8 protein-coding genes are annotated in these 13,741 nt (G+C 44.8%); 2 read left to right on the forward strand and 6 right to left on the reverse strand.

What is annotated here, in order from left to right:
- Positions 1-67 precede the first annotated feature (67 nt).
- The 6 genes from ACQY73_RS23770 to ACQY73_RS23795 all read right to left on the reverse strand — a co-directional run bounded on the left by ACQY73_RS23770 (position 68) and on the right by ACQY73_RS23795 (position 9,839).
- The gene (locus ACQY73_RS23770; RefSeq protein ID WP_428655751.1) at positions 68-904 is read right to left on the reverse strand and encodes a phytoene/squalene synthase family protein; all 837 of its coding nucleotides are present in this window, start codon (positions 902-904) and stop codon (positions 68-70) included.
- A gap of 46 nt (positions 905-950) precedes the next feature.
- Complete coding sequence (locus ACQY73_RS23775) at positions 951-2,429, reverse strand: phytoene desaturase family protein (protein ID WP_428655753.1); 1,479 nt, start codon at positions 2,427-2,429, stop codon at positions 951-953.
- 80 nt (positions 2,430-2,509) lie between these two features.
- Positions 2,510-3,790 carry an amidohydrolase family protein gene (locus ACQY73_RS23780; protein WP_428655755.1) on the reverse strand — a complete coding sequence of 427 codons (1,281 nt, stop codon included), beginning with the start codon at positions 3,788-3,790 and terminating at the stop codon, positions 2,510-2,512.
- A gap of 164 nt (positions 3,791-3,954) precedes the next feature.
- Positions 3,955-5,517, reverse strand: coding sequence for a RagB/SusD family nutrient uptake outer membrane protein (locus ACQY73_RS23785; protein ID WP_428655757.1), 1,563 nt, complete (start codon positions 5,515-5,517; stop codon positions 3,955-3,957).
- Between the two features lie 33 nt (positions 5,518-5,550).
- Positions 5,551-8,769 (reverse strand): SusC/RagA family TonB-linked outer membrane protein, encoded by a 3,219-nt coding sequence (locus tag ACQY73_RS23790; protein ID WP_428655759.1) that lies wholly within the window; start codon positions 8,767-8,769, stop codon positions 5,551-5,553.
- 425 nt (positions 8,770-9,194) lie between these two features.
- Positions 9,195-9,839: a hypothetical protein gene (locus ACQY73_RS23795; protein ID WP_428655761.1), complete on the reverse strand. Its 645-nt coding sequence runs from the start codon at positions 9,837-9,839 to the stop codon at positions 9,195-9,197.
- A gap of 203 nt (positions 9,840-10,042) precedes the next feature.
- Here ACQY73_RS23795 and ACQY73_RS23800 point away from each other — a divergent pair, with 203 nt between their 5' ends.
- Both ACQY73_RS23800 and ACQY73_RS23805 read left to right on the forward strand, forming a co-directional pair.
- Positions 10,043-11,923 carry a CocE/NonD family hydrolase gene (locus ACQY73_RS23800; RefSeq protein WP_428655763.1) on the forward strand — a complete coding sequence of 627 codons (1,881 nt, stop codon included), beginning with the start codon at positions 10,043-10,045 and terminating at the stop codon, positions 11,921-11,923.
- Positions 11,924-12,130: 207 nt separating this feature from the next.
- Complete coding sequence (locus ACQY73_RS23805; RefSeq protein WP_428655765.1) at positions 12,131-13,696, forward strand: glycoside hydrolase family 10 protein; 1,566 nt, start codon at positions 12,131-12,133, stop codon at positions 13,694-13,696.
- The last annotated feature ends 45 nt before the right edge of the window (positions 13,697-13,741 follow it).

The following is a 13,741-nucleotide window of genomic DNA, read 5'->3' on the forward strand; positions in this document are numbered from 1 at the left end:
GATCATTTAACAAAAAACTCCACGTTCAACGCGGAGTTTTTTGTTGGAAAGCAAAGTTTACAATTGGTTATAATTCACTGAATTGAAAACGGACATAGGTTTTGGCCAGTAAAGTCATCTTTTGAAAATCAGGCACCCGAATACGTACTTCCTGAATGCGGGTAGCCGGGATTTCTTTGATTTTATTGAATAATGTCAGGTAATACACATACGCCAGATAAACCCCCATACGCGAACTGCGCGGCAGTTGTTTGATGGCAACGTAAGCAGCGTCAAAGTCGGCCTGAATATCAGCCTCAATTTGGCACTTACACTCTTTGGTAAATTTTGCGAAATCAACTCCGGGGAAATAAACGCGGCCCCGATCCACATAATCGCTTTTTAGATCGCGCAAAAAATTTACTTTTTGAAAAGCCGCTCCTAAGCTCCGGGCACCGTTTTTTAGTTGATCGAACATCGTGGTGTCGCCTTCGCAAAAGACACGCAGACACATCAACCCAACAACTTCTGCCGAACCGTAAATATACTCTTGGTACTTTTCATCGGTATATTCCTGCCTGTACAGATCCATTTCCATACTGTGCAGAAAAGCATTGATCAGTTCATGTTCAATGTGGTATTTGTTAACAATCAGTTGGAACGAATGCAAAACGGGGTTCATGCTGATGCCCGTTTCGATGGCTTCGTACGTATCTTTGATAAATCGTTCAAGCAAATATTTTTGGTCAAATTCATAAAATGTATCAACGATCTCGTCGGCATAGCGGACGAAACCATAAACAGCATAGATAGGCAATCGGAATTTTTTCTCTAAGGTTTTGATTCCCAATGTAAACGACGTGCTGTATCGCTCAGTGATGAGTTTGCTGCAATCGAGCGTTGTTTGGTCAAACAATTGCTTCATATACGCCGTGCTATGCACGCAGATTAAGGAGTTGTTGTTGTGTTAGTTAACCAGCTGCTCCAAATTCCCTGATAACTTCATCGGCTACTACCAATCCTGAAATCAACGATGGCGGTACGCCGGGGCCCGGAACAGTAAGCTGTCCTGTATAAAACACATTACTGACCTTTTTGTTTTTAAGAGTTGGTTTTAAGAACGCAGTTTGTAAAAGGGTATTCGCTAATCCGTACGCATTTCCCTTAAATGCGTTATAATCTGCCTGAAAATCCCGATGTGCAAAAGTGCGTTTATAGACAATATTTGGCCGAATCGATTCACCTACATACGCTTCCAGTCGATTCATAATGATGTTGAAATAACGCTCACGAATTTCTTCAGTATCATCTGTAAGCCCCGTAGCAACGGGAATCAAGATAAATAAATTTTCGCAATCTTCCGGGGCAACGGTGGGGTCTGTTTTGGAAGGTGCCGAAACGTAGAACAACGGCTTACTCGGCCATTGCGGTTCGGTATAGATTTCGTGGGCGTGTTGAGATAGGTTTTCGTCGAAAAACAGATTATGATGCAATAGCTTTGGCACTTGTTTATTAACACCCAAATAATAAAGCAACGAAGAAGGAGCAAGCGTTCTTTTGTTCCAATAGGCTTCGGAATAATTTCGGTGCTCACCCAATAAATGCGCATCAACGTGATGATAATCAGCTCCTGCAATTACAACATCAGCCTCAAAAACTTCGGTGTCGGTAATTACTTTTTTAGCCGTTTTGTTCGACACTTCAATTTTTGTGACGTTCTGATTTAATTTGATCTTTACGCCTTTTTCTTCTGCTAATACGACCATTCCTTTAACGATCTCATACATCCCGCCCATCGGATACCATGTTCCTAAGGCTATTTCCGCATAGTTCATGAGGCTGTACATCGCAGGTGTATTTTCGGAGGTTGCTCCCAAAAACAAAATAGGAAACTCCATGAGTTGGAGCAACTTAGGGTCCGTAAAAAACTTACGAATGTGTTTGGAAAATGGCTGTAAAACATCCAGTCGTCCCACGTCCATCAAAAGTTTCAGACTTAAAAACTCCTTGATGCTGCGGCTCGGTTTCCAGACAAATTTGTTCATTCCCACTTCGTACTTGTAGGATGCCTGTTTCAAAAATGCCTCCAACCTTTCGGCACTACCCGGTTCAATGCTTTCAAAAAGTTGCTTGACTGCTTCCACCCCGGCAGGAATTGCTATGGTGGTTTCTTTGTCTAAAATAACCGCGTAAGAGGGATCAAGCCGTACGAGTTGATAATAATCCGACGGCTTTTTCCCGAATTTTCCAAAATAGGTTTCAAACACATCGGGCATCCAATACCAACTGGGGCCCATGTCAAACGTAAAACCTTCAGCCTTAAAAAAACGCGCCCGGCCGCCCGGAATGGCATTCTTTTCTAAAACCGTAACCTCAAACCCTTTGTCGGCCAGCCTAGTAGCGGCAGAAAGCCCCGCAAATCCGGCTCCGATAACAATTACTTTTTTCAAGCTATCATCTATTTTTATAGTAAACTTCCAAAAGCAGGCAAGGGTTTGAGAAATGGGCAAAAAAGAGATATGTAAAATCGTTATTGCTTATACACAACGCCGTCTTTCATCACGAACGTGACGTTTTGCAGGGTTTTGATGTTTTGGAGAGGGTTTTCATCGGTCGCAATAATGTCAGCGTATTTGCCTTTAGTGATGCTGCCCATGTTGTCCTGTTCTCCCAAAATTTGAGCGGGAACTACAGTTGCTGATTTGATGGCTTCCATGGCTGGCATCCCCACTTCGGTCATGTACTCAAATTCTTTGGCGTTTTTGCCGTGCGGATACACCCCACCGTCGGTGCCAAAGGCGATTTTAACGCCTGCTTTGTAGGCTTTCTCAAACGTTTTTTGAATCAGCGGCCCAATTTCCAGCGCTTTCATACGAACAAATGGATGGTAATAGCCCGGCACTTTGGCCGAATCGGCAGCGGTGCGGCCGGCAATGATGGTAGGAACGTAATAAGCGCCCATTTTTTTGAACAATTCAATGGCTTCATCGTCCATGTAGGTACCATGCTCAATAGTAGTAACTCCGGCTTTGAGTGCCCGTTTCATGCCATCGGCGCCGTGGGCGTGCGCCGCTACGTGAAATCCATAATCTTTGGCTGTTTGTACAATGGCAGAGATCTCATTTTCGGTGAACTGTGGTGCTTTACCGCTTTTGGCAATGCTCAAAACACCGCCTGTGGCTGTAATTTTGATACAATCCGAACCGTCTTTGTAACGTTGGCGTACTGCTTTGCGCCCTTCGTCCGGGCTATCTACGATGGCATCCGTGACTTTATCAGGAACACTGTACATATTACTTAACCCATTGGTTGGGTCGCCGTGGCCGCCGGTAGTAGCGATGGTTTGCCCCGCCGTAAAAATGCGCGGGCCGGCCACTAAACCTTTGTTGATGGCATTGCGAAGCGAAATGTTTACGCCGGTACCTCCCAAGTCGCGTACTGCCGTAAAACCGGCCATGAGGGTGGTAAGCGCGTGCTTTTGGGCTTCGTAAGCAATATCGGCGGAGTTGTTGCTCAGTCGTTTCAGGTATTGGTCCCGGCTGGTTTCGCTTTCAATATGTACGTGCATGTCGGTCAAGCCGGGCAATACGGTTTTGCTTTTTAAGTCAATCAGCTTGTCGGTTGTTTGGACTTTGGAGTAGCCTTTTTCAACGCCAATGATTCGATTTTTTTCCACGATAATGGTTACTTGTTCTTGGGGGGCATCGCTTACTCCGTCGATTAATTTACCGCAATGAATTAGTGTACGTTGGGCATTTACATAATTCGCAGTTGCCAGCAGCAATCCTGCAAAAAGGGAAACTTTTCTCATGGGTAATTTGGGTATTAGGTTGATGGTAAGAATTATTTACCCAAATAAAGCATTTTTTGTCCAAACCGAAATGTTTAAAATGAGAACCGGGCTTTAATCACACTAAAAAAAATCCCCGATTGTGTTGTCACAACCGGGGAGTAAAAGAATTAAAAGATGAGATATTAGTTTGGATACCCCGGATTCTGTGGTTTCAGGTTCGGGTTGTTAAGCATTTCCTGCTTTCCGAGCGGCAACAATAAATGTTTTTCCTGCAACGCTTGGTTAGAACTCAAATTGACGTGACCTACAAAGTTGTCAAAACCATTGGTTTTTTCGTTGTACACTTTGCGGAGGCGAACCATGTCAAACCAAGTGATTTGCTCGTAACAAAGCTCATGCCAGCGCTCTCTCCACACCGCTTCACGGAACGAAGCTTGGGTATACGTCCCCATTGCAGGAGTAGTAAGTTTTGCACGATCTCTGATTCTTTTCATCGCATCATAAGCGGCCTGTGTAGGTCCGCCTACTTCGTTTTGAGCTTCTGCATAGATCAATAACACTTCAGCATAACGGATCTGTGGCACGTTCAGATTGTTATTGCGAGAACCTGCTGCTCCTGAAGTACCGTTGGCAGTTCTGTTAAAGTGCTTGAAGATATAAGGAGCACCTAAATCGAAAGGCGCACCGTTACCATTGGTAAAATAGCTGGTATAAAAATATCCTTCTTGGTTTTTGGCACGTAAGTCACCTTCTTCGTACGATTTGTAGAAGGTAGGGGTAGGAACGGTACTTCCTGTACCACCGGGACCGTTGTACGTTACAGGTTTAAAGTTAGGATACATATTATCCATCGGGTTACCTGCCACCAACGTGTTGTATTGAAGCATGAAAAGGTGCTCAACGCGGTTTTTCATGCTCTCTTTATGCACATCTTCGTACGTAGTGAAAAGATTAATGCTTGCAGGATTGGCATTGGCATACGTAATGACCTCATTGGCTTTGTCGGCAGCTAACTTGTAGTGCGTGGCACCTTTGCTAAGCGGAAAACCGGCCATTGTTAGATATACCTTTGACAATTGGGCTTTTACGGCGGCTAAATTTACCCGTCCGCTTACATCCGTCCAAGCTAAGCCGGCTGCTTCGGCAGCGACCAAATCTTCTACGATCAGCTTATAGACTTCTTCCTGAGGAGCACGGGCCGGCTGAAAATCTTCCGAAGCAGCAGTCTGAGGTTTGGTTACCAATGGAATATCTCCCCACAGTCTGACTGCTGTAAAGTAAGCCGTAGCGCGAAGGAAACGTGCTTCTCCCAGAATTTTCTTTTTCTGAGCTTCGTCCATCGGAGTGATTGCGGGTACTTTCGCAATGACCTGATTGGCTTGGGCGATCACTTTGTACAAACCATTCCAATAGTTGACCACATGCGCGGTGTTTCCATCGTGTACCAGACCATAAAGGTTATTCAGGTCGGAGTTCTGAGCCGTTTCCGTGGTCGAAGTTCCCGTCAAGGCTTCAAGTAACTGCCAGTTTGATGAAAAGATACCCGCTCCGTCACCCATAAAACGTAGATCGGCGTAAACAGAGGCTAATGCTGCTTCAGCGTGATCGGGAATGGTATAAAAGCTTTCGGGGGTTAGGTTGGAGGGAGCCGCCTCGTCAAGGAAATCCGTACAACCCGCCGGTCCAAGCAAAACCGCTCCGCACAAGAGCGTCTTGCCTATTTTTTTTGCTATATTAAACGTCATTGTTAATGTTCTTTTTGATAATGAAATCATTAATTAAAAACCGATCTGCAAACCGACCATGTAAGTAGTGGGTTTAGGATAGTTGTGCCAGATCTCTCCCTGAGAGAAAGCACTGCTGGTATCGCCCTGGTTAGTTGGTGTTACCTCCGGATCGCCAATGATCTTGTCTTTTACTGCCAGGAAGAAGTTTTGTGCCGTAGCATATACTCTGAGGCGGTTCAACTTTATCTTGCTGGTAACATGACCCGGGAAGGTGTAACCCAACAACAGGTTTTTACCACGCAGGAATGAACCGTCTTTTACCCACCATGAGTCAACGTTGGTCACGTATCCTGCTCTTGTATCACGGATCTCAGCGATCATCGTATTTTGATTTTGCGGTGTCCAGGCGTTCAATACAGAAGTATAGCTGTTAGCCAATGCCTGACGGTCTTCGCTTGGGTGAAGGTTCATGAGCAATACATCGTTACCGTACATGAACTGAAGTTCCAACGTCAAATCAAAGTTATTGTAACGGAAGGTGTTGGTCATTGCTCCCCAACCTTTAGGGCTACCGTTACCGATGATGCTGCGGTCAGCGTCAGTAATTGCTTTATCTCCGTTTACATCCAGGTATTTAATATCACCGGGAAGAATGGTCAGACCGTTACGATAGCTGGTAAATTTAGCGGCTTCTTCACGTTCTGCCTCGCTCCATACACCAACGCGGGTCAATCCCCAGAAAGAACCTACCGGCTCACCGATGCGGATGATGTTGGTTTGGTTGGTAAAGTTAGGTCCGCCTACCCCGAAGATATCGGAAGGAGTTGCCAACGAAAGCACTTTGTTGCGATTGAATGAAATATTGAAGTTGGTATTCCACTGGAAGCCGCCGGCATCTACGTTGATGGTATTAATTGCAAGCTCAAGTCCTTTGTTTTGCATTGAACCTACGTTTCTGCGGATCGTTCCGTAACCACTGGTACGAGGAACAGGAGCATCCAACAACATATCGGTAGTTTTGCGATAATAGTAGTCTGCTTCAAGGTTGATTCTGCCTTTCAATAAACCAATTTCAAGTCCTACGTCAGCTTGAGCGGTTTTTTCCCAACGTAAGTCAGGGTTAGCCAAACGAGAAATACCCGTTCCTGATACCCGAGCATCGTTATAGATGGTTGAATAGTTAGAACTCAGCAATGACAGGGACGAATACGCAGGAATTTCAGAGTTACCTGTTAAACCGTAGCTCGTACGAAGTTTCAGATTAGAAATAAGCGAATTGTTTTTCAGGAAGTCTTCTTCCGATACACGCCATGCTAACGCTCCCGATGGGAAGATTGCAAATTTGTGGTTTTCCCCGAATTTGGAAGAACCGTCTGCGCGACCGGTTACAGTGACCAAATACTTGTTGTCATAGGCATAGTTGATACGCCCGAAGTACGAGTTGAACGCAAAACGCGATGCACCCGAACCCACGGCCGGGTTGGTAGCACCCGCACCTAGGTTATTGAATCCGAAGTAGTCAGTGGCAAAACCGCTTACGCTGCCGTTCATGCTGAATACTTTGGTTTCCTGCCATGAAATCCCTGCCAAAGCAGTAAGTGAATGCTTGTCACCGAATTGCTTATTATAGGTCAGGTAGTTTTCCAACGACCAGAAGCTTTCTTTGCGGTTGCTGGTTGAAGCGTTACCGTTTCCGCCAATGTTCAGAGTCCGGGTAGTGTATTGGTTGTTTTCCTGTGTTTGGATGTTAGCTCCGAAAACAGTCTTCATTTCCAGTCCTTTTGCCAGATTGATATTGGTGTATAAGCTTCCCAAAGTAGTCTGTGTATTCAGGATATACTGACGGCCATACAAACGGTGAACCGAGCTGAATGTTCCTTCAGCGTAAGGGAAATCACGGTTGTTAGCAAAAGTACCATCCTCGTATTTTACAGGAAGGAATGGGAAATCCTCTACGATCTGACGGGCTACTGCATCATTGATGTCTACCAGGTTTTCTGTTTGGTTGTTGTAGCTCAACGTACCACCGATTTTCATCCATTTTTTGACCTGATCGTCAATGGTAAAGCGGCCTGAATAACGTTTAAGATAGGAAGTCTTGATAAGACCCTGATCGTCGCGATAACCCAATGAAAGTGAATATTGAGTGCGTTCGTTACCGCCGCTGAAACCCAATTGGTGGTTTTGTGAAAGTTTAGCCTGCGATGACTCCTTGAACCAGTCAGTATCATATTTAGGACTTCCGTCGCTGTTGAATACGCGTGGATCGGTGCGGCGCAATTTTGGGTTTAAGTAAGCCCATTTTCCTGCTGCCCAACCGGCCGGATCGTATTTTGCCATGTTGGCCCATGCCAGATCTTCTACTGCCATGTATTGCTTGGCATTCAGTACTTCGGGCTTGTTTGGTCCAATGGTATTAACGCTGAAATCAACGTTATAGGTCACTTGGCCTTCGCCCGCTTTCCCTTTTTTAGTAGTTACAAGAATTACCCCGTTGGCACCTCTCGCTCCGTAGATAGCGGTTGAAGAAGCATCTTTCAGTACTTCTACTGATACAATATCATTGGGGTTAATGTAGTCGATAGCAGAGCTGAACTGGTTTTGAGTACCTTGTGGTAACATCACCCCATCCACTACGTACAACGGGTTGTTGGACGAGTTGATAGAGCTAAATCCACGTACACGAATGGTAGTTCTTCCCCCCGGACGACCGGAGTTGTTGTTTACCTGTACCCCCGAAATTCTGCCCGATAATGCCTGTGTAAGCGAAGGAGCCGGGCGCTCCATCAACTGATCGGTTTTTATGGAACCAACAGAGCCCGTTAAATCTGATTTTTTCAGGGTACCATAACCAATAACCACGATTTCTTCCAAAACCTTGCTGTCGGCTCTCAGCGTAAGGTTGATTGCAGTTTGGTTTCCAACAACGATTTCCTGCGGCGTATAGCCTACAAATGAGAAAATAAGCGTGGAATTTTCAGGAACTTCCAGTCGGTACTGACCATTAACGTCGGTTACTGTACCGCGTTGAGTACCTTTTAATACAATGCTTACTCCCGGTAACGGATTGTTAGTGTCGTCGATTACTTTTCCGGAAATGGTTTTGTCAACGACTTTTTCTTCTAAACGAACGGTGGCATTTTTTTCGAGAAGGCCTCGATCAGGAGCGGCGTACGTGAAATGAAGGCAGGAAAAAGACAGGAAGATTGGTGCGGCAGTTGAGCGCATTACCCTGCCAAACCGGCCATGCGGTTGTAAGGTTTTTTCCATAATAGAGAGAATGAGCTGTCAGAACAGCGTTTAAGTTAAAAAAACGGTACTGATTAGAACAAGGTTTATCTTGCAAAAAAGAAGAGAAAAAATGGTAACTACTCCACTATTTCGTATAAAATATTAATAATTTAACATTAAATGTAATCAAAGCGATATATATATTTAATTATATCACTTTGAATAAGTCTATTTTTAAAAAATATAATAAACTATAGCTTATTAGGTATTTTTATTAAATAGGGCTTGTAAAGGCACTTTTTATAAGTGATAAGTAATGGATGAGTAAAAAGAATGAAAATAGTTAAATAAGAAATGTCCAAATTAAAAGACATAATATCAGGTCAAATAAATGCTGTAAGCAAGGAAGGAGTTTTTTACGAAACAGTAGAATGAATAGATGAACGAAGGTGCTAAAAGGAATATCAGTAATACCGTGAAATGCCCAAAGGAATACCGGTGCTGATGGTAAATGAAGTGAAGTCCGGATTGAAGGGAGTAGTGACGATGTGTTCAATTTCCAGTTTGATTTCGCCTATTGAGACACCGATTCTGGGTGCAACCGTGAGAAACATGTCTTTCCCTCTTCTGCGAAGTTTGTAAGTTTGTTCGGTTACTAAGTCTTTCGCCTCTAATTCGCCAAAGTAGGAGATGCCGGCATTGAGGCCGATATAAAAACGGGTTTTGGCGGGAGCCCCCCAACTTCGATAGGCCGGGGTCAGGAAAAAGTCAATGGAAGCCAATCCGTAAGGCGTAAACTTTGGTTGAATGATACTGTTTGATTCGGCGTCTTCAAACTTTGGACGGAAAACGCCACCCAGTTTTAAGCCCAGATTCAATCGCTCACTGACAATATAATGAGGTGTGACAAAAATTTGCCAACCCAAGCCGACTTTAGGTAAAAACAGGGGTTTGAAACTATACGCACTTCCGGCTTTCAATACTCCCGGGCCTACACCGACATCAAGCCACAAGCGGCGCTCATCCTGCTCAATTGGAATCGAACGTTGCGCCAAAACGCTTGTTGCAATAAGAAACCCGAAAACCGAAAGCAGTAATTTGTTTTTCATTGTTTTTGCGCAATTTAGACAGACCCGAACGCGTAAAAATCAGGTAAGCAGTTGGCAATTTAGCCCTATTTTTTTTGGTTGCAAAAACCGTGCTAATACGTATATATTTTAGAGCTCTTACTAACAAAGGTACAATTCTGCCTCATTTTTGGCTTTTGGAAGCGAATTGGTTAGTTTTGAGAAAGTGTTAAACTAACTTTCGTATGAAAAAAATATCCACAATTACCTTTGTTTGGCTGTTTACTTTTATAGCTGCTTTTGCTCAGGAAGATGTTCTGAAAAAATTACAGGCGATTGCTGTTGTTGATCAAAAAGTAATGATGCCCATGCGAGACGGTATTCGCTTGGCAACGGATATTTATCGGCCAAAAACAGATAAGCCTGTTCCCGTAATTTTCTCTAAAACCCCCTACAATTTCAATGCATGGGGCAACGGCGAAATGAGAAATAACACCTATCAACAGGCGTTGGATGCGGTATCGCACGGGTATGCATTAGTGGTACAAAATGAGCGTGGACGGTTTTTTTCGGAAGGAGTTTGGGATATTCTGGGTACGCCCGTAACCGATGGTTACGATGCGTTTTCATGGTTAACCAAACAATCCTGGTGTAATGGAAAGATCGGCACCTTGGGATGTTCTTCTACGGCAGAATGGCAAATGGCGGTAGCTGCTCTTGATCACCCTTCTCATGCCGCAATGGTACCGCAAAGTTTTGGCGCGGGAGTGGGAAAGGTAGGAGAGTTTTGGGAGCAGGGCAATTGGTACCGTGGCGGCGCTCAGCAAATGCTGTTTACGGCGTGGTTGTACGGAACACAAAACGATGCAATTCGTCCACAATTCCCTAAAGAGGCCACGCAGGAAGAGTTGGTACGAGCTTCGCGGTATTTTGATCTGGCCACCGAAATGCCTCCCGTTGATTGGTCAAAAGGATTGCGACACCTTCCCGTACAGGATATTATCAAAAATGCGAATGGACAAAAAGGGGTTTATGATAAGATGATCGTGCGGAAACCCAACGATCCGGATTGGTTTAAAGGTGGTTTGTACCACGATAATATGCCTTTTGGCGTGCCGAGTTTTTGGTTTGTGTCGTGGTATGATGTGTCAAGTGCACCGAATCTTGCTTTGTATAATCATGTTCGCAAAAATGCCACAGACCCACAGGTTCGAGATAATCAGTATTTAGTCATTGCTCCTACGCTGCACTGTGCTTATAAACGGGCCACCGAAAATACCATCGTAGGTGAACGCAGCATGGGCGATGCCCGCCTTAATTATGACGAGCAGATTTATGCGTGGTTTGACCTTTGGCTCAAGGGGGAATCCAATGATTTTACGAAGAAAACGCCTAAAGTACAGTACTTTACAATGGGTTCTAACAAATGGCAATCCTCTGACACGTGGCCTCCTGCCAATGTCGAAATGACTACCTATTATCTAACAAGCGGCGGCAAAGCCAACAGCCTGTACGGAGATGGTAAACTTACGACTTTAGCACCTGCCAAAGACACAAAAGCCGACGCATTTGCTTATGACCCTATGTTTCCGGTTCCATCTTATGGCGGCAATGTTTGCTGTACGGGAACGGCCGTGCAGGGTGGCTCGTTTGATCAGCACCAAATGGAAACCCGCCATGATATTTTAGTTTATTCTACGGAGCCTTTTAAAGATGGGGCAGAGATGTCGGGACCTATAGAAACTACGCTGTATGTAGGATCGGATGCGAAGGATACTGATTTTACCGTAAAACTAATTGATGTATATCCCGACGGACGGGCCTATAATCTGGATGAAACCATCCTGCGCGCTCGTTATCGCGAGGGTTTTGACAAAGAAGTATGGATGGAGAAAGGCAAAGTCTATAAGATCACGCTAAGCCCAATGGTAACGTCCAATTACTTTGCGCCCGGTCATAGCCTTCGCGTGGAAATATCAAGCAGTAACTTTCCGCGTTTTGACCGCAACCTTAATACAGGAGGCAAGAATTTCGATGAAAAAACGGGGATAATCGCCAATAACCAAATTATGCATTCATCCGCATATCCATCGGCCATTCGGGTACCATTGGTAAAAGGGAAATAAATCACTTTCGGTAAAATTTATAGGTAGGGGCAAGCCTTGCGTTTGTCCCTGTTTCCTCAGGTGTTTTTAAGAGTAAACTTTGATAACGAGATTGTTCAGTCGCCAAATCGCCTACATGCCAACAGATTAGAATAAAAACGTTACTTTTGAAATCTTAAAGATTGTCTCATCAATCGTTGGTTGCCCTAACTCAATTCTGATCGCTTCGTGAAAAAACACCTTGCCTGGCTTTGTCTATTGCTTTTTTTAGGATTGGAAGGCTGTAAAACAGCCAAAAAACCTCGCTCCAACCCGCGTGATTTTGGGCCGATGGGATTACGCCGGGAAATGCGGGCCGTTTGGATTGCCACCGTAGATAATATTGATTGGCCAAGCCGTAAAAATCTTTCCTCCGAAGAGCAGCGCGAAGAATTTATTCGCATTTTGGATACGCATAAGCGCACAGGAATCAATGCAGTATTTGTACAGGTACGCGCCGCTGCGGATGCGTTTTATGCCAAAAGCGAAGAGCCTTGGTCTGAATGGCTGACGGGAAAACAGGGCAAAGCGCCCGAGCCGTTTTATGACCCAATGGAATTCATGATCGAAGAATGTCATCACCGGGGAATGGAGTTTCATGCGTGGCTTAATCTCAATCGAACAGCGCATAGATCCGGTAAAAGTATTTCCAATGAGAACATCGGGCGCAAGCATCCTGAATGGGTTTTTGAGTACGATGGTTCTAAATTATTCAACTTCGGCCTTCCGGAAGTTCGGGAATACATTACCGGTGTTACCATCAACATTGTTAAAAACTATGACGTAGACGGAATTCATTTTGATGATTATTTTTATCCGTACACCGTTACGGGGCAAACCTTAAAAGATGAAGAGGCTTTTCGACAATATGGTGGTCGATTCAGAAGCAAAGACGATTGGCGACGCGATAATGTGGACAAACTTATCAAACAGATAAGCGATGCCATTATTGCCGAAAAGTCGTACGTAAAATTTGGGATCAGTCCTTTTGGCGTGTGGCGAAATCGGAAAGATGACCCGAGCGGGTCAGTCACGGAAGCAGGGCAAACCTCTTACGACAATCTATATGCTGATACCAAAAAATGGATGAAAGCGGGGTGGATAGATTACGTGGTGCCGCAGATCTATTTTTCGACCAAACACGATAAAATCCCTTTTAAAATAGTGACTTCCTGGTGGCTGCAACATACCTATGGCCGTCATTTGTACATCGGGCAGGGTGCCTACAAGGTTGGCACTCAGGAGAAAGACCGAGCTTGGGTCAACAACTCTGAATTCCCGAACCAAATGCGATTTATTCGTCTGAATCCTGAAATTACCGGGAGTGCCTTTTTTAGTTCCAAGTCGCTGATCGGCAATAAATTAGGACATGCGGACTCTCTTCGTACCAATTTTTATAAAGAGCCCGCTTTTCCACCTACTATGCCTTGGAAAGACCGCATTGCGCCGAATTCCCCCCGTAACTTACAGGCTTCCGATACACGCAACGGAGTAGAATTACACTGGACTGTCCCTGAGCTCGCCCGCGACGGTGACAAAGCACATTACTATGCCGTGTACCGGTATTCGGACGACGAAACGCCCCGGCTGTTGGCAGGTTGTTATGAAGGCCAAACCCGCGCACTTGACCGCACTGCGCTCCGAAATCGGCGCTACACTTATGCCATTACTGCTCTTGATCGCCTGCATAATGAGAGTGAAGCAGTCCTTACCACTGTAATGGTGAGGTCGAATATTCGGGCGTCGAAAAAATAATATATTGATGTATTTTGTGCTTTCTATCGTGCTTTCGGTTACTCA

Source organism: Runella sp., from assembly GCF_965279615.1.
Taxonomy (GTDB): Bacteria; Bacteroidota; Bacteroidia; order Cytophagales; family Spirosomataceae; genus Runella.